Source organism: Bacillus sp. 522_BSPC, assembly GCF_001076885.1.
In the GTDB taxonomy this organism is placed as follows: Bacteria; Bacillota; Bacilli; order Bacillales; family Cytobacillaceae; genus Niallia; species Niallia hominis.
On sequence record NZ_JVDT01000292.1, the window covers coordinates 45,941 to 68,636 of the forward strand.

Here is a 22,696-nt window from a genome sequence, read left to right on the forward strand (position 1 = left end):
ATATATAAGTTTCGAAAGTACCTAATTGTTTATTGTGATACACCACATCTAACGTTCGCTTTTTGTCTCCTTTTCTCCTTATTATGCCAGTTCTTTATGAAAATTAGAATATGAAGTGATGGGCTTTGATTCTAAGGAGAGAATAGGAAAATGAAACTTTTTCTACATCCAATCAGTATATGTATATATCATCCTTTTTCAAGGGTAGGAAAGCAGTAAGAGGATAATTAAGTTATTATTAGTATATTGATAGATAAATAAATTGAGGTGATTAACTTGATCCTTCATTATAAATGTCCAAATTGTGGGGGAGACATGAGCTTTAATGCAGATACTGGCAGTTTATCTTGCCCTAGCTGCGGAAATGAAGAGAATATTGAAAACTATCCAGACAATTTAATGTCTGCATCATTTGAAGAAAATGAAGTAAAGGAGTACCATTGTGACAACTGTGGTGCAGTGTTATTAACAGAAGCAGATACTACGGCAACCAATTGTAGTTTTTGTGGTGCGGGAATAGTGATCGCCGATCGGTTGGCAGGTGTGCTTGCCCCTAAAAAAGTAATTCCTTTTACCATCAGTAAAGAAGAGGCCATCATAGCCTTTCGAAAATGGTGCAGAAAAGGACTTCTAACACCAAAAGGATTTATGAGTGCAGATCGGATAAAAAGCATTACAGGTATGTACGTTCCATTTTGGCTTTATGATTTAAATAGTGATGTGGATGTAACAGCATCATGTACGAAGGTTCGGACTTATACAAGTGGGGATTATATTTATACGGAAACGAAGTATTATGAAGCTTATCGGAAAATAAATTTAGATTATGTGAAAATTCCAGTAGATGCTTCTGAAAAAATGAATGACGAGCTAATGGATAAATTAGAGCCTTTTCCTTATGAACAGCTAAAAGATTTTAAAACACCTTATCTTGCTGGCTTTATATCGGAAAAATATAATTATACAGATTCAGCGTTATTGCCGAGAGCAAAAGATAAAATTAGTGATTATGTTGATTCCTTTGTGCACTCCACTTTCGCTGGATATCATTCGATTCATTATCGAGATAAAAATATTGATACGAGAGCGGTGCGAAGTGACTATGTGTTACTTCCTGTATGGATGGTAAGCTATGATTATGAAAACCAAGAGCATATTTTTGCGATGAATGGGCAAACAGGAAAAGTAGTAGGAAAACCGCCAATTAGTAAAGGAAAAGTGGCATTATGGTTTAGTGGAATTGCCGCTAGTTCCTTCCTAGCATTAAAATGTGTCTCCTTCTTTATGGGAGGTGGCTTCTTTTGAGAAAGTTGTTAATCAAGTATAGTAGTTTCCTTTTTATTGCCTTGGCAATAATGTCCATTTTTTCTGGTATGACAGTAAAGGCGGCTTCAGAAAACCAAAAGCAATTTGTTTTTGATCAAGCAATGCTTTTAACAGATACGGAAAGAACAGAACTAGAAAGCTTGGCAGTGGAATTAGGGGAAGAAACGGAAACGGCATTATTGGTACTAACATTAGATGGTATAGATGGAAAAGACATCAAGAAATACGTTGAGGATTATTATGATGATGAGGCACCTGGCTATGATCAGCCTTTTGGAAATACAGCTATTTTGGCAATTGACATGGAACAAAGGGATATTTATTTGGCCGGCTTTAAAAAGGCAGAAGATAATTTGGATAATGCTACTTTAGATTATATTCGGGAACAAATAACGCCAGCTTTATCTGAAGGTGACTATTTTGAGGCGTTCTCAACCTTTATGCATGAATCAGCCTATTATTTGGTTGATGATCCAGCAAATTTAGAAAATGATTATGATTACAGTGGAATTGCTGACTCTCGAAATGAATATATCGAAGGAAATAGTTCAAATGGGATGCTAGGACTTCTTTCTCATTGGGGCTTCCAATTGATTGTTTCTATTGTGCTTGCGGGAATTGTAGTGAGTATTATGGTCTTCCGATCAGGCGGAAAAGTAACGGTAAATGGCAATACGTATATGGATAAACGAAATTCAAAGATTATAAATAGACATGATCGCTTTATTCGAAAAACAGTGACAAAACAACGAAAGCCACAAAATAATTCAGGTGGTGGTGGAGGGATTACTGGTGGTGGTCACTCCCATAGTGGAAGTAGAGGGAAATTCTAAACAGTTATTTGAATAATGAAAGGGGATAGAACGATGTCATTTTTTCGCAATCAATTTGCAAATGTTGTGGAATGGGAAGAATTCAGAGAAGATATGATCTTCTATAAATGGAAAAACCGTGAAATTAAGAAGGGCAGTAAATTAATTATTCGCCCAGGGCAAGACGCTATCTTTTTAAACAATGGCAGTATAGAGGGAGCATTCCAAGAAGATGGAGAGTATGATATTGAGTCACAAATCGTCCCATTTTTATCAACTTTAAAAGGTTTCAAATTTGGATTTAACAGCGGAATGCGTGTAGAGGTGCTATTTGTCAATACAAAGGAATTTACGGTTAAATGGGGTACAAAAAATGCGATAAATATACCAGCAACTGGACTTCCTGGAGGAATGCCAATTCGAGCGAACGGAACCTTTCAATTTAAAGTAAATGATTATATTTCTTTAATTGATAAAATCGCAGGAATTAAGAACCAGTATTTAGTGGAAGATGTAAAAATACGCATTATCTCCGTTCTAGATCAGCTTCTTATGAAATGGATTGTCACAGAAGGAAAGGATATGTTTAATCTGCAGGCAAATGCCTTTGAAATTGCTAAAGGCATAAGAGAAGATTTAGATAGTCAAATGGCCGAAAGCGGACTTTCTATCACAGGCTTCCAAATCATGAGCTTTAGCTATCCGAAGGAAGTACAGGATATGATTAATAAAAATGCATCCCATGGAATGGTTGGCAATATTGATAAATATCAACAAATCTCCATGATAGATAGCATGTCTAGTGGGAAAAATTCTGGTGGTGGAACGGCATCTGACATGGCTGGAATGATGATGGGCATGAATATGGCTAATCAAATGATGGATAAAATGAATAAGCAAAATCAAAATCAGCAGCAAAATCAACAACCAGCATCGGAACCAGCATCGGAACCAGCACCACAGAGTCAGGAGAAAAAGCAGCGACCGAATTTCTGTCCAAATTGTGGGACGAAAACAGGGGAAGGGAATTTTTGCTCCAATTGTGGACATAAGTTAGTATAAAAATGGATACAGGACGGTTCTACTCGTTAGCGAGCCGTCCTGTTTTTTTGCGTGAATGTTCTTAACAAAAAATAAATTTAAGGGGATAATACTAATATCTTAATAAATAATTTGTATTAAAGAGGGAAGTAAATGAGCAACGAGAATAATATGGAGCGACGATTAAACACATTTATACAAGTATCGAAAAATATTACGACAAATGATAGTCTAAAGGAATTGATTCAGCAAATTATCGAAGACGTTATTGGCGCTATTGATAAGGCAGATGCAGGATTTTTATTGCTTTGGAATGAGGAAAATCAGTATTTGGAAATTGAGGCTGCCGTTAATTTTAAGGAAGATATTTATTTGCAAAATAAGCTGCTAGAAGGAGAAGGGATTAGCGGAACCGTTTTTGCAGAAGGTAGAAGCATGTTAATCAATACAATCGACGAAATTGAAAAAGCAATGTCCAATATGCGGAATAAGACACTTCAATATTATCTGAAATCGACGGTTCATGCTTTAATGCCAGTTAGCTGTATGTCTGTGTTGCTTGTTTATCAGCAGCAAAAAATTGGCGTTCTTACGATTGATAACTTTAAAAATGAAGGCTTTTTCACAGAAGAGGATTTACGATTTCTAGAAGCAATCGGGAGTCAAATAGCCATCTCTATTGTAAATGCACGTGCTTTTTATGAAAAACAACAAAGAGCTCTACAGTTAGAAACAATTCTTAAACTGCATAATCAATTAAATGAGACAGTGCTAGAAGGAAACGGGATGCAATCACTTGTAAAAAGTCTTGCCCGAAATCCAAATGATTGCATTTATTATTTTGATTCATTAGGTCGGCTTGATATATCTCATCCAACCTCTAGCGGCGATGTTTCATTTTTAAGCGACTGGCTTAGGGAAAATCGGAAAGTCCTGCAAATCCAGCAGCTACAGAAAATATATAAAAGGGAGGAGTTGTTTGGACAGGCATTATCTGTGCAATCTTCATTTGGAACAATTGGTTATTTAGTGATTACAGGAAAAAGCGTTCCACTCGATATTGTGGGAGAGCTTTCCTTTCAGCATGCTGCTTCTATTATTGCGATTGAGCAAATAAAGCTCCAAGAACAATTAAAGAGCAGACAAGCGGAAAAGGAAGCTTTATTAAAAGATATTTTAAACTTGAATTTAACTACAGAGGTTCAAGGCTATTTAAAAAAACAGGAGATGATTCCTTCCAAGTACTTTGTCTTTCTTGTAATCAAAAGCAAGCAGCATTCTTTTGAAGAACTAACGCAGTTTCATTTGCTAGAGGAAGGGATGCGGCAAGTATTCAAAAAAGAATTTTCAGTGATGATTTTCCCAAATCGAAATAAACTATTTCTGCTGTTAGGCGCAAAGAAGGAAGATTCGGGGAATGTTCAAGTTGTTAGACAATATATAGAACGATTACAAGCGAGCTATAAGGATATACTCGTTTATATTGGCCGTCCGGTTTACTCGATGCGTCACCTCCCCATCTCCTATAAAGATGCTGAATTATTAGAGAAAGAGATGGATCCCATTCAAAAAGAGGAATCGGTGTTTGACTTTCAAGCTCTTGGCTATAAGCGCTACTTATTTAATGTACCAGAAGAAGAAGCAGAATACTTTGTAGAAAATATTTTGGGACCTATTCTTTCCCAAGTAAATAATCGAACAAAAAATGAATGGTTGAGTACCTTACAAAGCTACTTATATTCGAATAAAAATGTCTCAAAAACAGCTGAAATAATGCATCTTCACCAAAATACGGTCTACTATCGAATTCAACAAATTCAGGAAAAATTGAACTGTGACTTTGATAATCTAGACCACTTAACTAATTTAAAGGTAGCATTGTTTTTGTATGAACGACAAGAACAAGGAACGATGGGGAATGAAGAGTATTAACAAACAGCATTACGGAAACATTCCTCTTAAAAAGCTATTGAAAAGCCAAACAATCATACGAAAACTTTCGTGTAATTGTTTGGCTTTGTCTTTGGCTAAAATACATATGTCCCAGCTTCTTTTTCCTTTTATTCGTTAATCAAGCTTTCTTGTTTAATTTCGACAGACTCATTCTTTAAATAGTGTAATGCTGCAGTTCCTAGTGTCTTGGCTGCGATTAAAAGTGACCGCTCATCAATATTGAATCTAGGATGATGATGTGGATATACTTCTTTCCAATTAGGATCCATGGCACCTGTAAAGAAGAAGGCGCCTTTTACATGCTGTAAGTAGTATGCGAAATCTTCTCCGCCCATAAGTGGATCACAAATTCTTACTTGTTGCACTTCTTCTATTTGTTCTGCATGCTTGATAATAAAGTCTGTTTCTTCTTGATGGTTCACAACAGCAGGATAGCCACGTTTAAAACGATAATCATAAGTTGCATCAACCATCTCACAGGATGCCTTGATGACATTTCCAATTTCCTTCTCGATTAAGTCACGAGCTTCATCGTGGAATGTTCGCGCTGTTCCGCTTAATTTTACAGTATCAGCAATAACATTAAAGGGATTCTGCGCTTCAAAGCTACCAATAGAAACAACAGCAGGGTGTAATGGATTTACTCTTCTTGAAACAATTTGCTGTACATTTGTAATAAATTGGGCACCAATCATAATCGCGTCTTTCGTCATATGTGGCTCGGATCCGTGGCCGCCCTTTCCTTGAATGGTAATATCGAATTGGTCGGCAGCTGCCATAATAGGACCTGCGTTAATCATAATATTTCCAAGTGGTTCTGTTGCCCATAGATGGGTACCGAAAATAACATCCACCCCTTCTAAACATCCATCCTCAATCATTGCAATCGCACCACCTGGAGATAGCTCTTCCGCAAATTGATGAATAAAGACAATGGTTCCTTCGAAGTCTGCCTGCAGCTTGTTTAATGCTTTTGCTAATACTAATAAAGTAGCAGTATGACCGTCATGGCCACATGCATGCATGACCCCATCTACTTTAGATTTATAAGGAATATCATTTTCTTCCTGGATGGCAAGTGCGTCAAAGTCTGCCCGTAATGCAACTGTTTTACCTGGTTTGTTCCCTCTTAGTGTAGCAACTACACCGCGACCACCAACGCCAGTTCTAACTTCATGCCCTAATTTTTGATGATATTCTGCAATATAAGCAGGTGTATATACTTCGTGATAGGATAATTCTGGATGTTCGTGAAGATGACGACGAATTTCAATCATCTCCTGTTCGTATTCTTTTAAGAGTGAAAATAAAGCTTCCATGTTACTTACCCCTCATTTCCATTTTTTTAAAATTATATGTAGCATGGCAACCTAAATTTCAGGTTGCACATGGTGAATGTCTAAATTATTTTAAGAAGATAGGGTCTCCTGGTCCTAATGGAAGTCCACATAAATACCAGACTGAGAACAATAAAATCCAACTAATCGCAAAGAAGATAGAATAAGGAAGCAATGCTGATATTAGAGTTCCAATCCCAATCGACTTATCGTGTTTTCTAGCAAAAGCTAAAAGGATCGCAAAGTAGGCAAGCATTGGTGTGATTGGATTTGTGATAGAATCTCCAATTCGATAAGCCATTTGCGTTAATGCTGGGCTATAGCCTAAATACATAAACATCGGAACAAAGATTGTAGATAGTAATGCCCATTTTGCAGATGCGCTGGCAATTAATAGATTAATAAACGAACAAATAATGATGAAACCAATAATCATTGGCAGACCAGTAAAGTTCATCGCTTGAAGCAATTCTGCACCTTTAATCGCAAGAATCGGACCAATATTGCTCCAGCTAAAGTAAGCAATCATTTGTGCAGCGACAAAAGCTAGCACGATAAACGGAGCTAAGTCTGCAATGGATTTAAATAGTTTTTCCGCAATATCTTTATCACTTTTAACCGTTTTAGAGCCAATACCATATGCTAAAGCAGGTAATAAAAAGAAAAATAGCATGAGTGGAACGATTGAGGACATAAATGGCGAGTTAATAACAGAGCCTGTCTCTAAATCGCGTAGCCAACCATTTCTTGGAATAACCATTAATAAAATGACAGCTAAATAGATGATTAAGGTAATACCGGCAAAACGTAATCCTCTTTTTTCATTTGCAGTTACTTGCTCTAGTTGTTGTACTACACCTGTGTATTTACCAAAGCGAGGTTCCACAAATTTTACGGTAACCCAAGTAGTGACAGCAACTAATAAAAAGGTAGAAATGATTAAGAAATAATAATTCATCGTAGGATTTCCAACATAATTAGGATCTACCGTTTTTGCAGCTTGTTCTGTAATACCGGCTACTAATACATCTAAAGAATTAAGAATCAGATTTGCACTATAGCCACCAGCAATAGCTGCATAAGTGGCAATAAGACCCACAATAGGACTTCTTCCCACACTCATAAAAATAAGCGCTGCAATTGGTGGGAACACGATAAATGCCGCATCTGCTGCAATATTGCCAAGGACTCCTGTTAAAACAATAACAGGAAGGATTAATTTTTTTGGTGCACTTAACACCGTTCTTTTCATAACCGTTTGAATAAGACCTGTCGTTTCTGCAAGACCAACCCCTAGCATAATGACTAATACTAGTCCAAATGGAGGGAAGGAAGTAAAGTTGCTCACCATACTTGTTAAGATTTGAATAATACCTTCTCGATTCAGTAAATTAACTACTTCAATAGTCTCGCCTGAGCTAGGATTAGTAGCAGAGACACCAATTAAAGATAGTAAATAAGAAGCGACTAAAATAATGGCTGACATGATGACAAACAAGGTAATAGGATCAGGTAACTTATTACCTGCACGTTCAATGATGTTTAAAAACTTGTCCACTAGTTTTGTTTTACTAGGCGGTGTTGGTTCGGCATAGTTTGGATGTTTTTTTGCAAGTTCGCTCATATGTACCTCCGTGTTGTGAAGTGTTTTTGGATTTTTTAAAATTATACGAATATTTAAGAAAATAATCTATGGAATAAATTCTAAATTTCTTCCTTATTTTTGTGTTCAAATACAAAGAGGTGGTCGGATAGAGGCTTAGGAAAGATGCACCTTTACGGTTTACAATAAATAAAATATAAAGTAGTATGTAATAGGTTTAAAGATTACTAGCAAGGAGTTGAATTTTTATGAGTACTCGAATGTGTATGGAACCTGATCCGGAACCCACGGCCATGAAAGAGGGAGTCATGAATAACCCTTCCTTTAGAAGTTTGAATGCTGATAAAGATTCAACTTTATTTGGCAGAGCATTTTGACTTCCTCTAAACAAGAGGAGGTAAGAACATGAGAAAAATTTATATTTCTACTGAAGAAGGAATGCTGAAAGAAACGGATAGCATGATGGATGGCTGCTGGATTAATTTAATTGCACCAACAGAAGCAGAAATTACAGAAATTGCTACCGGTTTAGACATTCCATTAGCGTTTATGAAAGATCCCTTGGATGAAGAAGAGCGTTCAAGAATTGAAAAGGATGGGGAAAATGTCTTAATTATCGTGAATCTCCCCCTTGTTTCCTTTGATGAGAAAAGTATGCCTATTTATGACACAATCCCATTAGGTATGATTATTGCCAAGAATTGCTTTATTACGGTTTGCTTAAAGGATAATCCGATATTTTACCAGTTTTCTGAAGGCAGAATGAAGAGCTTTTTTACGTATAAAAAGACACGATTCTCCCTGCAAATATTATACTGTATGGCAACTGCCTATTTAAAATATTTAAAGCAAATTAGCAAGAAGACAGATACTATTGAAAAAGAACTTCACCAATCTATGAAAAACAAAGAGCTATTTTCCTTGCTTAATATCGAAAAAAGCTTGGTGTATTTTACCACTTCCTTAAAATCAAATAATATTGTCATGCAAAAAATGCTCAAAAGCAATTATTTGAAAATGTATGAAGATGATCAAGAATTGCTAGAAGATGTAATTATTGAGAATCAGCAGGCAATTGAGATGGCTGAAACCCATATGTCTATTTTAAGTGGGATGATGGACGCTTTTGCTTCTGTTATTTCAAATAATGTCAATATTGTCATGAAATTCTTAACATCTTTCACGATTATTTTGTCATTACCAACAATGGTTGCAAGCTTTTATGGAATGAATGTTCATATTCCATATCAAGATGTACCATATTCTTTTACAATTGCGATTATGATTTCCTTCCTATTATCAGGCGTAACTGCTTTGATCTTTTGGAAGAAGCGGTTTTTTTAATAAAGGGGCCTGCTCGTTGTCTCTAACTCCTCCATTTTGAAGTGGAGGAGTTTTCTAATAAAAGGAGCGGAATTCTTTAGGAGTATATCCTGTTTCTTTTTTAAAGGTGGCAACAAAGTGACTTGTATCATTGAATCCAGTTAGAAAGGTAATGTCTTTTATTTTTACATCTCTTTTTGTAACTAAAATTTCTTTAGCCTTTTTGATTCGATAAGCAAGTACATATTGATAGACGGAAATGCCAACAAATCGTCTAAAAAGCTTGTTCAAATACTGTGGCGATATAAAGAGCCTTCCTGCTATATCGGAAATATCACATTTTTCTCCATAGTTTGTTTCAATCCATTCGATAGTAGGGGAGATATATTGATGATATAAATCATTCTTTTGAAACGTTCTGTGTAAACCATGATCCCGGATATTTAGTAAGAAGTTATACACGTCAACGGAAAGCTTTTGCTGTACAGAGTTTTTGTTTTCGTTTTTTATATGTGATAACATCCTCTGCGTCCAATCACTATAGGAAAAATCAGGACAGTCATTTGCTAGATAGTAAGAGGAAGTACCAAGTATCTCGGCTATACTTGCGGAAAAAGTACCGTTAATTGTCATAAAGTTTGTGCGCCATCCTTTTGCTGAAATCGATTCATAAAAGTGGGGAACAAATGGTGCGATAAGTATCCCTTCTTGAGGATGCAATTGGATTTTTTCATTTGCAATCGTTACTTCCCCTAATCCTTCTGCTGTTTGTAGCCAGTGATAGTAAGGATATCCCTCTTCTCTTAAGACCATTGGTTGTTCCCACATATACCCAATGCTTTCAATGGAAAAAGGATTGAAATGATCTAGTAAATTAAAATATACTTCCATTTATGTATCCCCTTACAATAGTTTCATAATTTTATATAAACTAGTTACTCTTATTATACTTTTTCTCCATTTGCCTTTCTATAATGAATGTATAAAAAGTGCGGAGGGATGAAATATGGAGAAAAAATTGTTTAATCGTTTTTTGTATGGAGGAGATTATAATCCGAATCAGTGGCCAAAGGATATCTGGGAAGAGGATATGCGCATTTTTAAAAAGGCAGGAATTAATTCGGCAACAATCAATGTTTTTTCATGGGCAAAAATTCAGCCTTCGGAAGAAGTATATTATTTTGATGAGCTAGACGAAATCATAGAAATGCTAAGTAAGGATAGGTATGACATTATTCTCGCTACTTCTACTGCTTCTTTGCCTGCATGGATGGTAAAAAGATATCCTGAAGTGGCGCGAACCGATTATGAAGGAAGACATCATAAGTTTGGACAAAGACATAATGCTTGTCCGAACAGTCTTGTTTATCAGAAGTTTGCTAGCAAATTGGCAGGAAAACTTGCAGAAAGATATGGAAGCAATCCCCATGTAACCTGTTGGCATATTAATAATGAGTATGGGGGCGAGTGCTATTGCGAAAACTGTGAGAAGGCCTTTCGTGTATGGCTAAAAAATCGCTATAAAACGATTGAAGCACTAAACAAAGCATGGAACTTAGAATTCTGGGGTCATACTATTTATGAATGGGATGAAGTAGTATTGCCGAATGCACTAAGTGAAGGAATTGGCAGCGATAAAACCGCTTTTGCAGGAATATCTATAGATTATCGCCGTTTCAACTCGGATAGCATGCTGGAAAATTTCAAGATGGAACGAGATTCGATTCGGAAATACGATACTGAAACGCCAATCACTACAAATTTAATGGGTACTTACAAAAATTTAGATTACTTTAAATGGGCAAAAGAGATGGACATTGTTTCCTGGGACAATTATCCAAGCTATAATACACCATTAAGCTATACAGCGATGTGCCATGATTTGATGCGCGGGCTTAAAGATGGGCAACCATTTATGCTAATGGAACAAACCCCAAGTCAACAAAACTGGCAGCCTTATAATTCCTTAAAAAGACCAGGGAAAATGCGTGCGCAAAGCTACCAGACAATTGCCCATGGAGCTGACACCATCCAATTTTTCCAGCTACGCCGTTCAGTAGGGGCATGTGAAAAATTTCATGGTGCTGTCATTGAACATGTTGGACATGAAAATACACGAGTGTTTCGAGAAGTGATGGAGCTTGGAAAAGAACTACAGCAATTAGAGGAAATTCTAGGATCAACAATAAAAAGTAAAGTCGGCAGCATGTTTGACTGGGAAAATTATTGGGCGCTGGAGTATACGAGTGGACCAAATAAAGATTTAACCTATGTAGACCAAATCCATCAGTACTATCAATATTTTTATAATGAAAATATTCTAGTCGATATGATTTCGGTCGATAGTGATCTCTCTAAATATGATGTGGTGGTAGCCCCAGTTCTTTATATGATGAAAGCAGGCTTGGCAGAGCGCATTACAGCGTTTGTTGAAAATGGAGGACAGTTTGTCACTACCTTTATGAGCGGTATTGTGAATGAATCAGATAATGTATACCTAGGAGGATACCCAGGACCATTGCGCAAAATAGCTGGAATATGGGTAGAAGAAATAGATGCATTAGCGCCAGAGCAAAAAAATGCCGTTGCATTTAATGATGGAAATGCATATACCTGTACGTTGCTATGTGACATTATTCATCTCGAAGGTGCAGAGGCCATTGCCACCTATAAAGAGGATTTCTACAGTGATACTCCAGCAATTACGAAAAATTCGTATGGGAAAGGGAATGTCTGGTATGTTGGCACACAAGTAGAGCAAGAGGGCATTGCCCATTTATTCGATCAAGTGATAGCAGAAACGACTGTAAAACCAATCTGCACGAACGGAAAAGGTCTAGAAATTACGAAAAGAGACACAGCAGATTCCTCCTATTATTTTGTTATTAATCAACATCCAAAGATACAGAAATTGCCAGAAGAGCTTGTTGGCAAACTAAATCTATTAACCGGAGAAGTAGTAAAAGAAGCACTAGAGCTAGAGCAATTTGCTGTGCTTTTATTGAAATAATAATTTTGCTGCACCGATGTTGGTGCAGCTTTTTGCTTTGGAGGTTTAGAGGGGGAGATTGGTGATTGATCCTGGATGAAGGCCGGGAGCTTTGGGGAAGCGGGAAAAGTGGTGTTTATGGAGGAGATGAAAACCAAAAATGATGACAGGAGAGGGAAAAATGGAGTTCATCCAGTCGATGAAAACCAAAATTGATGACAGGAGAGGAAAAAGTGGAGTTCATCCAGTCGATGAAAACCAAAATTGATGAAAGGAGAGGGAAAAGTGGTGTTCATCAAGCCGATGAAAACCAAAATCCATGCCAAAAGCTGGAAAAGTAGTGTTCACCAAACCAATGAACACCAAACCTCATGCCAAAAACAAAAAAGGTTTTCATCCCAAGCATGAAAACCGAATTTACAAGTGTAAAAGAAAAAGTGTCTTTACTAAACAGCTTTTCTCCAAAAACGAAAGAACCATTAACCGTGCAGTTTATTCTTCAACAGAGGAGTTTCCCATTCCATCACACAGGATTACTGTAATAAGTAATAAAATTAATATCTTGATTGTAATTTCCAAACCCTTTTCCAAATAAAGTAACGCCACCAAGATTGTGGGCATCTTCTTTTATTTCTACCTTTAAATCCCACATTCCACGTTGTTCTTCACGAAACTCGTCAATAGTAGTGTCTGATAATTTTTTCCCATCTGCATAAACACCATGCTTGGTAATGCGAATTGTTAGCAAGATGCCGTATTGATTGGTTTCATTCGGCCACCAATCAGGGGTGAAGCGACCTCTTGTATCAGAAAAGTCTCCTGGGCTAGTCCACATACACAGCTCTTTTCCATTTAAGGAGAACGTAATGTCAGATGGCCAAACATTATTGGAAAAAGGGAATTCTGATGATGCCTCTAATACAATATCAATCATCTCTAGCCTATCCGTCTTTTTTAAAATAGATGGAATGCGATATTCAATAAATCCCTTTGTAAACCAAAGGATAGCTGCTTGATTTTTTTGTGGATCCATAAAGTATTTGGGATCATCGTATTCGCCAATTGGATGTGTTGTGGTAGCAAGTCCGCATGTTGGATAAACATCAAAATTAAAATAATGCCCAACAGGAATTTCCTGTTTATAGCTTTCATAAGCAGAGTAGATCTTTTGTGGAAATTGTATTTCAATTCGATCTACTTTTAAGATAACAACTTTTTGCAGACCAGATTTACCAGGGATTGTTTCGGTTTTTACTAACCCTGCATCGCTCATTTTTGTAATATGTCTACTCACTATCGCACTACTTATATTCAATTCCTTCGCTAGTTCTCCAATATTCATTTTTTTCTTGGATAATAATTTAATAATGTTGATTCGAGTAGGACTGGATAGAACCTCGTACACAGGGATAGAATTTTCCGAAATATCTAATTGCATGTGTGATTCCCCCTTTTATTATTCTTATATTACTACAGGAATAAATTAATGGCAAAATAAATTATTTTACATAACCGAATGGTTAACAAAGATGATAAAATTATTAAAATAGTATACTATTAAGTTATTGACAACGGTTACAAAATATAATATATTTTAGTCGTAAGTTTATCTTTGAAGTATGTAACTGGCAATGGATAATGAGTTAGACGCAAAGGAGGAATTAATACATAGAGTAGCCTATTATCTGTTCACATTTTTCCAAAAAAACAGTAATGGAGGAATAACAATATGCAAGTAAATTTATTATTAGATAAACAAGGACCGAAAATTAGTAAACATATTTATGGACAATTTGCAGAACATTTAGGGCGATGCATTTATGAAGGAGTATGGGTTGGCAAAGATTCCGATATTCCTAATGTAAATGGAATTCGTAAAGATGTAGTGGCAGCATTAAAGGAAATTCAAGTACCAGTAGTTCGCTGGCCAGGTGGTTGCTTTGCGGATGAATATCATTGGAAGGATGGAATTGGACCAGTTGAGAATCGAAGTACAATAGTCAATACACATTGGGGTGGCGTAACAGAAAACAACCACTTTGGAACACACGAGTTTTTTGAATTAATTCGTCAGTTAGAATGTGAAGCATATATTAACGGTAACGTTGGTAGTGGAACTGTTCAGGAAATGCAAGAATGGGTTGAGTATATGACGATGAACGGTGAGTCGCCAATGGCAAATCTTCGTAGAGAGAATGGTCAAGAGGAAGCCTGGAAAGTAGAGTTTTTTGGAGTAGGAAATGAAAATTGGGGCTGTGGCGGAAATATGCGTCCCGAGTATTATGCGGATTTATACCGCAGATATCAGACATATGTCCGCAAGTATGGAGAACATAATATTTATAAAATTGCCTGTGGCGCAAGTGTAGATGACTATAATTGGACAGAAGTATTAATGAAAAATGCCGCAAACTTTATGGATGGACTTAGTTTACATCATTATTCCATTCCAACAAGAGTATGGCAGGATAAAGGAAATGCCTTAAACTTCCCAGAGGAACAATGGTATTCTTTATTAGAACATGCACAGTATATGGACGAGTTAATCACGAAGCATAGTACTATTATGGATAAATACGATCCAGAAAAACGAGTTGGTTTAATCGTAGATGAATGGGGTTCTTGGTACAACGTAGAACCTGGAACAAATCCAGGCTTCCTATATCAACAAAACACGATTCGTGATGCAATGCTTACTGCGATTACGCTAAATATTTTTCATAAGCATGCAGACCGCGTTCATATGGCGAATATTGCCCAAATGGTGAACGTATTACAAGCGATGATTTTAACAGAAGGGGAAAAAATGATTAAAACCCCTACTTATCATGTTTTCGATTTATATAAACATCATCAGGATGCAGAGCTTGTCGACTCTTATGGCGATGAGACTAATCATGTCACATACACAGCTTCCAAGAAGGACGGCAAAGTAGCGATCTCCTTATGTAACTATGATGTAACAGAAACGAGAGAAATTACGCTTTCTAGAAAGAATGGAGAATTTGTTGTCCTAAAAGCGGAATATATTACAGCTGATGTAATGGATGCACATAATACATTTGAAGAACCAGAAATTGTAGCAAAAAAAGAGTTTACTAGTTATCTAGTAGATAAAGAAACGCTAAAAGTTACATTGCCTCCAATGAGTGTTGCAAGCATCCTAACAAAGGAAAATTAAGATGGCTTGTGTAGGCTGCGAGATAAAGGAACAGGTTGGTCGATTAGATGTTGAAGCACTTGTTCAAGAACAGCTTTCCTTCGAAATAGATTTAGCCCAGGAGGAAGTAAGAGATCAGCGGTTAAGCATATGTGAACAATGTGAGTACCTAAATCAACATACATGTGGGAAATGCGGATGCTTTGTCCGCTTCCGTGCTAGCTTAGTTAAGAAGAGCTGTCCAGATCGAAAGTGGTAGAGCTATAGATAGTAAACAATCCTAGATATCACTTGAAAAATCGGAATAATATTTTGCGAAGGTTAGCAATTGCTGCCTTCTTTTTTAATGTACAAAAATAAATTTCATAATCCGAAATTTTTTCGTAAATTATAGTGAATATTTTCATTATTTGTAATACAATAACTCTTTGTGGGGAGGAAAAAGAATGAACTTATTAAGAACTACTTTACAGCATTTTAAACCATATTGGCGTAAGTTATTGATTGCTTTATTTTTCTCATTAATTGGTGGTGCATTTACGATTTTACCTCCAATTCTTGTAGGGAAATTGGTAGATGAAGTAATCGGAGACAAAGCAATAGCATTTATTTTATGGATTGTTTTCGGAATATTAGCAGCATTTTTAGGGAAGGCACTATTTGAATCTTTACAAGAATTTGTACAGGTGAAAATTGGCTTTGATGTGATTACAGATATGCAAATTCGTGCATTTAAAAGACTTCACAGAACGCCGATGTCCTTTTTTTCAAAGACACCTCGTGGGGATATGCTATATCGACTAACCCATGATGTAGAATCGATACAAAATTTAAATAATACGGTTGTACCACGGATACTTCAACAAGTAATTAGTGCAGTAGCAGCTTTTATCACGGTATTTGCGATATACTGGCCAGCTGCGATTGTGATGTTCATTGTATTTGCTATTTACATTCTCCCATCCTTTAAATTAGGGAAAACAATGCGGAAAATGAGTGCGGTACAAAGAGATATGAGTGCAGACATGTATCAGCATTTGCAGGAAAGTATCGAAAGTGTTCGTTTAGTAAGAACCTATCAAACGCAAAAAGAGGAAATTGCTACACAGGAAAAGAAACTGACCAATTGGAAAAATTATTCTATTCGGGCGGCTTTAATTGGAAAAGTCAATTGGCGTCTAGGAAATTTATTTAATATTGCTACTCCTGGTGTTGTGATGCTAATTGGTGGATTATCGATCTGGCAAGGGAATATTACCGTTGGAACACTCGTTTCTTGCTTGAACTTTATTCCAATCATGTTCCAGCCCGTTCGTTCCTTAGCAGAAAATGCCTTAACGATTCAACAAGCCATTCCAGCATTGCAAAGAATATACGAATACTTTGATTTGCCAGAAGAGCATGAACAAAATCTTCCGAACTTTGGTGTAGTTCAAGGAAAAATAGATTTAGATAATATTTGGTTTTCCTATCCAGGAAGCGATAAGCAAGTGCTAAAGGGTGTATCTGTTTCTGTGGAATCCGGTAAGCATATCGGCATCGTTGGAACAAGTGGCGGAGGAAAAAGTACACTAATTCAAATTTTGCTAGGGCTTTATGAACCGGAGAAAGGCTCAGTGACCATTGATGGGAAAAATTTATTTGCTTATAATCGCAATAGTTTTCGCAGGCAGGTTGGAGTTGTCTCACAGGAAACCTTCCTATTAAATAGTACGCTTCGCAATAATCTTCTTTATGGAAAGCCAGATGCAACGATGGAAGAGCTGGAGCAGGCTGTTGAAGCGGCAGGATTAAAAGAGCTAATTGATTCCTTGGAGGATAAGTATGAAACGGTTGTTGGAGAACGTGGCTTGAAGCTTTCGGGGGGACAAAGACAACGGGTTGCCCTTGCAAGAGCAATTTTACGCCAGCCACCAGTGTTAATTTTTGACGAAGCTACATCATCCTTAGATGGGGAAACGGAAGAAAAGGTTCAAGACTCACTAGAACAATTAATTCCAGGAAGAACGACGATTACGATTGCCCATCGATTGATTACAGTCAGAAAGGCAGATACAATTCTGCTACTTGATCAAGGGATGGTTGCCGAACAGGGTACACATGAAGAACTGTTAGCTTTAAAAGGACAGTATTATCAATTATATCGAGCACAATATAGCGAGCTGGAGAAGGAGATGATTGGATGAGTAAACTGGATATCTCCAAACAAAAGAAAATCGGTGATGGCAAACGTGTTATTCAATTTTTAATGCCTTATAAAAAATGGGTCATAGGCGATTCCCTAGTTATTGCTATTAGCCAAGTCTTTTCTGCGTTAATACCAACTTTAGCCTTAAGCTGGCTAATTGATACCATTTTGCCAAGTGAGAATAACACCTGGCTATGGGGATTAATGTGGCTATTGGTATTATCTGCTGTATTAGATTTAGGCATGATGATCATTGATGAATACTTTTGCCATATTACTGCGAAGTCTGTGACAAATAGACAAAAGCTACGATTATTTGGGCATTTGCAAGTACTCCCTTTTTCGTTTTATCAAAATAATTCATCTGGGGAATTATTAGCACGAACTTCTGATGATCCAGATACCCTTCATAATTTTTTAGCATGGGAAGGGTCAACCTTTATGGCAAGTGCTCAAGGGGTAGTGATTTATAGTATTGTATTGCTGTTCATTCACCCTTATTTAATGATCACAAGTGTTGTTCTTGGAATTCTGTTTTACTGGGCATCCAACTATGTAGGGGCTAGAACGCGAGCTGCATCAGCAGACGCTAGGGCAGAAGCTTCCAAATATTTAGAGAGATTAAGAGAATCTGTTACAGGTATTCATCTATCACGAGTAATGGGTGTTTCCGATAGTGAAGTAAATAGTGTCGTTTCCATTAGGGATTCTTTTGTAAAACATTCACTACGAGAATTAAAAGCAAGAATGCAATCAGTAGTTGTGATTGCAAGCTATAATGGTTTTGCATTAGGACTTGTTTATTTTATCAGTACGCTCCTTATCTGGAATGGGGATTTAACTAGCGGTCAAATGTTAACAGCAGGAGGATTAGTAACGATTGCGGCAAATGAAATGCAACGTCTCCTAAGAAATTGGCTTTCAGTTAGACGAACAGGCCCTGCTTTAGACAGATCAGATATCTTGCTTTCACAACCTGTATCAGAAGCAGAAACGAAGCAAGGGGTAAGGGGAGAAAGAGCAAGTGGTGATGTGCGCTTGAAAGACGTGTCCTTCGTTTATCCAGATAAAGAAGAGAGCGTATTAAAAGGTGTTTCTTTTGCTATTAAGGCAGGAGAGAAAATAGCGTTAGTTGGGCCGAGTGGTTCTGGGAAATCAACGATTATTGACTTACTCTTTCGATTATATGACACAACAAAGGGTTCTATTGAAGTAGATGGACGAGAGATTCGAGAATGGGATACGGACTGGCTTCGTTCGCAAATGGCAATCGTTACACAGGATGTACTAATGCGAAGTGGCACGTTGGCAGATAATTTACGGATTGGAAAATCAGATGCAACAGAGAAAGAATTGTATGATGTTCTCCGTGCGAGCGGTTTAGGCGAATTACTAGAAACCCTTCCAGATGGGTTGAACACAAAGGTTGGAGAAAGAGGAAGCTTACTGTCAGGCGGGCAGAAACAGCGTCTATCTTTAGCGCGGGCAATTTTGAAGGATGCCCCAATCCTTGTATTAGATGAAGCAAGTTCAGCGCTAGATCCTATTACAGAAGCAAAAATTAATGAAGCTGTTTTAAAAACGACGAAGAAACAAACGATTTTCATCATTTCCCACCGACTATCTACGGTATTATCTGCAGATCGTATTATCGTATTAGATAAAGGGGTAATAGTCGAAGAAGGTACACATAACGAACTATTAAAAAATAATAACGGTGTATATTCACGATTATTCAAACGAGAAGCAGATATTGGAGAGGCAACTGTTAATCAGAAAGAAACACAGCCTATTTAAATAACATCAAAGAACAGTATTTCTTATGAGGATTACTGTTCTTTGCGTATGTTTGATTTTTTAGAGAAAGCGCCTCTTAAGCCCATTTCGTCAAAAAAGGAAAGCAAAAGGTAACAGAGTCGCCCTGTAAGTGCCCGTTTCCTATTTTCAAGAAAGCTAATAAAAATCCATTGCTAGTTTTAAAAAATGCTATAGTTATTATATAGTCGAAATATTCTGATCGAGAGTAGGGAGAGTAAGATGGCAATTACATTAAGAGATTCATATAACAAAACCACCTATAAATTAGGCAATCATGGCAAAAGAAATGTACAGGTACTAAAAGAAGCATTGCAGGAAATAGACGGAAATGTAGAAAGTGATATGTATGGACAAGGAAAAATAATAGGAGATTTTCAGCAAAAAATGGCCAATCTTTTCGGAAAGGAAGCAGCAGTCTTTTTTCCAAGTGGAACGATGGCACAGCAAATCGCCCTACGAATATGGTGTGATGAAAAAGATTTAGGGAAAGTCGCCTATCATCCATTAAGTCATTTAGAAATTCACGAGCAAGATGGATTAAAGAAGCTTCATAAAATCGAAACAATTCTATTAGCAGATAAAACGAGAGTAATAGAATTAGAAGATATTATGGAAATGGAGAATGGCGTTGCCTGTGTGCTGTTAGAATTGCCACAGCGTGAAATTGGTGGTCAATTACCAAGCTTTGAGACATTAGAGAAGATTTCACGTTATTGCAAAGAGCATGGAATGAAGCTCCATCTTGATGGGGCTAGATTAATGGAAGTGCTGCCCTATTATCAAAAAACAGCAGCAGAGGTATGTGCGTTGTTTGATAGTGTTTATATGTCTTTTTATAAAGGAATAGGCGGCGTTGCTGGGGCAATCCTAGCTGGGAGTAAAGAATTTACAAGCCAGTCAAAGGTTTGGAAACGAAGATATGGCGGTGACTTAATCAGTTTGTATCCATATATTTTGTCTGCTGATTATTATTATGAAAAACGAGTTAATAAAATGGCTGAATACTATGAATCTGCCAAACAGCTAGCAGCGTTTTTTAACAGATGTGAAGGGGTTCAAACACTTCCAATTGCGCCAGTTTCTAATATGTTCCATGTTCATTTTGATTTGGAAAAAGAAGCAGTAGAGACTATTTTGACAGATATTCAAGAGATAATGGGAATTGGTATAAGTGGCTATGTAAAAGAGCTAGCTGAAAATAATTGTTCTTTTGAAATTAGCTTAGGTGATGCTTATCAAGAAATTCCGACAGAGACTGTCAGAAAAATGTTTGGTTTACTTGCAGAAAAAATAAGCGAGAAAAGGAGCGGTGAATAATGGAAATAATCCAGCAATGGGTTCAAGAGGATAGTGATTATATTCGAAAAAAACTGGTTGCTTATAATATGGAGCAGCTGCCAGAAAAATTGAAAAGTCCCTATGAAAATATTAGTTTTGTTGTAAGAGATGATAATGGCACAATCGTGGCTGGTGTTACGGGTCATATGTTTTGGCATCATATGCATGTTGATTTCTTATGGGTGGATGAGAGTGTAAGGAAAGCAGGATATGGCAGCAAGCTTTTAGAGAAGATGGAACAAGCTGCGGAGAAAAATGCATGTGCATTTATTTATCTAGATACTTTCAGTTTTCAAGCACCAGATTTTTACCAAAAGCATGGCTACGAAGTATTTGGAACTTTAGATCATTTTCCAGAAGGAGTAAAACAATACTTTTTGCAGAAAAGATTAGTGGAATAGAAAAAGTATGATAGTGAAGAAGAGGATTGGCTGATAAATGGAAATTTTTGCTGGTATATCATAAATTTCACTGATGTTAGATTAAGAAAGCCTTATCTCCCTATCCCTTCACACTGATTTGGAAAAAATGGGGTTGATTAGCAATCGATATATTCATATAATTTGAATAGTATAAATTTTTAGATAGAAAGCGATAAGAAGGAAAGGGGATCTATGAGAAAATTTGCGAAATTAATCATCTATTATTTACTTGGAACGATGGCGATACTCGCATTAAGCGTTTTTCCAAAATACTTTCAAATGAGGGATTTTCCAGAGGGAGAGGGATATTTTTCAACCCTGCTATCTTTTTTATCGGAGGAATTTTTTCAGAAGGATGGATGGGTATATTCCTTAAATGGAGTAGATGAAAAGCCGATATTGGATATACTATTTCCGGCGTTTATTTATTCGATGGAAATTTTGTTTGGTGCGTTGTTATTAGGGAGCATTGCTGCATTTGTATTATCACTTGTCTCTTTTTTTCTACCCAAATTTCTTTTGCAGCCAATAAAAAGAATCTTAGATTTAATTGAATCGATTCCAGATATAATTATAGCGACACTTCTGCAATCTTTCGTTATCTTTATTTTTGTGCAAACAGGGGTAGAGATATTTGAAGTAGCCAGTTATTCAGAAAAGGCATATTTAGGGCCAATTCTAACCCTTGCAATTATTCCTGCTGTTTCTTTATTCAAAATTCTTATCTTGATGATGGAAGAAGAATATTTGAAGATGTATGTAAATTTTGCAAGAAGTAAAGGTATCCATAATTTTCCTATTTTGTGGAAACATATTCTCCGAAATATAATTCCCGTTTCCTTTCATCATATGAAAATTATCATTTGGGGATTGCTATCAAGTCAATTTATTATTGAACGACTCTTTAATATACATGGATTTACATATTTTCTAGTAGAAAGCTTTACACCAATGACGATTGCTGTTTCCTTGCTGCTTATATTCACGCCATTTTTTATTATTTTTCAGTTAGGCGAAATAGTATTGAAAGAGGAGAAGGAACCAGCACGGGAATTGAAAAAGGAATCGTGGAGAGAGAAGATAACCGTTACATCCTTCGTTTCCTCCCTCTATAAATATTGATTTATCAACGGTTTGAGCCGTTGTTGGGGTGTCAAAAAAATATTTTTCGACACGATTCCTAACAGAATTTATATATTATGTGTAATTATTCCAACCTACGGGTACGCTACGCGGTCACTACTGGATAATTATAGAAAGTAGTGATAGGGAATTATGCGATGCACAATGGATCTCTGCGTAGCTTATGATGACGTACCCTCCCATGTCTCTGGGCATCTATGTGCCTACATTCCTTCGTTCGGTCTAGTCATAAGGCAGAGGCTA

General features: G+C 36.8%; 18 protein-coding genes. 14 read left to right on the forward strand and 4 right to left on the reverse strand.

Annotated elements, in window-relative coordinates:
* Positions 1-276 precede the first annotated feature (276 nt).
* The 4 genes from ADJ83_RS24270 to ADJ83_RS24285 all read left to right on the forward strand — a co-directional run bounded on the left by ADJ83_RS24270 (position 277) and on the right by ADJ83_RS24285 (position 5,111).
* Positions 277-1,305: a hypothetical protein gene (locus tag ADJ83_RS24270; RefSeq protein ID WP_031536103.1), complete on the forward strand. Its 1,029-nt coding sequence runs from the start codon at positions 277-279 to the stop codon at positions 1,303-1,305.
* Positions 1,302-2,159 (forward strand): TPM domain-containing protein, encoded by an 858-nt coding sequence (locus tag ADJ83_RS24275; RefSeq protein ID WP_048719339.1) that lies wholly within the window; start codon positions 1,302-1,304, stop codon positions 2,157-2,159. The genes ADJ83_RS24270 and ADJ83_RS24275 overlap by 4 nt, the downstream gene beginning before the upstream one ends.
* 33 nt (positions 2,160-2,192) lie before the next feature.
* Positions 2,193-3,200, forward strand: a complete 1,008-nt coding sequence (locus tag ADJ83_RS24280) for an SPFH domain-containing protein (RefSeq protein WP_031536107.1) — start codon at positions 2,193-2,195, stop codon at positions 3,198-3,200.
* A gap of 132 nt (positions 3,201-3,332) precedes the next feature.
* Positions 3,333-5,111 (forward strand): helix-turn-helix domain-containing protein, encoded by a 1,779-nt coding sequence (locus ADJ83_RS24285; protein ID WP_031536109.1) that lies wholly within the window; start codon positions 3,333-3,335, stop codon positions 5,109-5,111.
* Between the two features lie 128 nt (positions 5,112-5,239).
* Here ADJ83_RS24285 and ADJ83_RS24290 read toward each other — a convergent pair whose 3' ends face one another.
* Both ADJ83_RS24290 and ADJ83_RS24295 read right to left on the reverse strand, forming a co-directional pair.
* On the reverse strand, positions 5,240-6,451 hold the full coding sequence (locus tag ADJ83_RS24290) for a M20 family metallopeptidase (RefSeq protein ID WP_031536111.1): 1,212 nt from the start codon (positions 6,449-6,451) through the stop codon (positions 5,240-5,242).
* A gap of 85 nt (positions 6,452-6,536) precedes the next feature.
* Positions 6,537-8,093, reverse strand: coding sequence for an AbgT family transporter (locus tag ADJ83_RS24295; RefSeq protein WP_048719342.1), 1,557 nt, complete (start codon positions 8,091-8,093; stop codon positions 6,537-6,539).
* A gap of 227 nt (positions 8,094-8,320) precedes the next feature.
* On the opposite strand from ADJ83_RS24295, the gene ADJ83_RS26640 reads away from it, so the two are divergent.
* On the forward strand, positions 8,321-8,449 hold the full coding sequence (locus ADJ83_RS26640) for a hypothetical protein (protein ID WP_269320374.1): 129 nt from the start codon (positions 8,321-8,323) through the stop codon (positions 8,447-8,449).
* Positions 8,450-8,477: 28 nt separating this feature from the next.
* The gene (locus tag ADJ83_RS24300) at positions 8,478-9,416 is read left to right on the forward strand and encodes a magnesium transporter CorA family protein (protein WP_031536115.1); all 939 of its coding nucleotides are present in this window, start codon (positions 8,478-8,480) and stop codon (positions 9,414-9,416) included.
* Between the two features lie 54 nt (positions 9,417-9,470).
* On the opposite strand, the gene ADJ83_RS24305 is transcribed toward ADJ83_RS24300, so the two are convergent.
* Positions 9,471-10,286, reverse strand: coding sequence for an AraC family transcriptional regulator (locus ADJ83_RS24305; RefSeq protein WP_031536118.1), 816 nt, complete (start codon positions 10,284-10,286; stop codon positions 9,471-9,473).
* A gap of 115 nt (positions 10,287-10,401) precedes the next feature.
* Between ADJ83_RS24305 and ADJ83_RS24310 the strand changes: the two genes are divergently transcribed.
* Positions 10,402-12,405, forward strand: coding sequence for a beta-galactosidase (locus tag ADJ83_RS24310; protein ID WP_048719346.1), 2,004 nt, complete (start codon positions 10,402-10,404; stop codon positions 12,403-12,405).
* A gap of 502 nt (positions 12,406-12,907) precedes the next feature.
* Here ADJ83_RS24310 and ADJ83_RS24315 read toward each other — a convergent pair.
* A complete protein-coding gene (locus ADJ83_RS24315) occupies positions 12,908-13,822 on the reverse strand; it encodes an ArsR/SmtB family transcription factor (RefSeq protein ID WP_031536123.1) in 915 nt (304 codons plus the stop codon).
* A gap of 291 nt (positions 13,823-14,113) precedes the next feature.
* Between ADJ83_RS24315 and ADJ83_RS24320 the strand changes: the two genes are divergently transcribed.
* The 7 genes from ADJ83_RS24320 to ADJ83_RS24350 all read left to right on the forward strand — a co-directional run bounded on the left by ADJ83_RS24320 (position 14,114) and on the right by ADJ83_RS24350 (position 22,432).
* Entirely contained in the window at positions 14,114-15,565 is a 1,452-nt protein-coding gene (locus tag ADJ83_RS24320; protein WP_031536124.1) for an alpha-N-arabinofuranosidase, read from the forward strand.
* Between the two features lies 1 nt (position 15,566).
* Entirely contained in the window at positions 15,567-15,803 is a 237-nt protein-coding gene (locus ADJ83_RS24325; protein ID WP_031536126.1) for a DUF6171 family protein, read from the forward strand.
* Between the two features lie 187 nt (positions 15,804-15,990).
* Positions 15,991-17,730, forward strand: a complete 1,740-nt coding sequence (locus tag ADJ83_RS24330; RefSeq protein ID WP_031536128.1) for an ABC transporter ATP-binding protein — start codon at positions 15,991-15,993, stop codon at positions 17,728-17,730.
* Positions 17,727-19,529, forward strand: coding sequence for an ABC transporter ATP-binding protein (locus tag ADJ83_RS24335; protein ID WP_031536130.1), 1,803 nt, complete (start codon positions 17,727-17,729; stop codon positions 19,527-19,529). Before ADJ83_RS24330 ends, ADJ83_RS24335 begins: the two co-directional genes overlap by 4 nt.
* Positions 19,530-19,769: 240 nt before the next feature.
* Complete coding sequence (locus ADJ83_RS24340; RefSeq protein ID WP_031536132.1) at positions 19,770-20,867, forward strand: threonine aldolase family protein; 1,098 nt, start codon at positions 19,770-19,772, stop codon at positions 20,865-20,867.
* Positions 20,867-21,289 (forward strand): GNAT family N-acetyltransferase, encoded by a 423-nt coding sequence (locus ADJ83_RS24345; RefSeq protein ID WP_031536134.1) that lies wholly within the window; start codon positions 20,867-20,869, stop codon positions 21,287-21,289. The genes ADJ83_RS24340 and ADJ83_RS24345 overlap by 1 nt, the downstream gene beginning before the upstream one ends.
* A 213-nt stretch (positions 21,290-21,502) precedes the next feature.
* Complete coding sequence (locus ADJ83_RS24350) at positions 21,503-22,432, forward strand: ABC transporter permease subunit (RefSeq protein ID WP_231512513.1); 930 nt, start codon at positions 21,503-21,505, stop codon at positions 22,430-22,432.
* Positions 22,433-22,696: the final 264 nt, after the last annotated feature.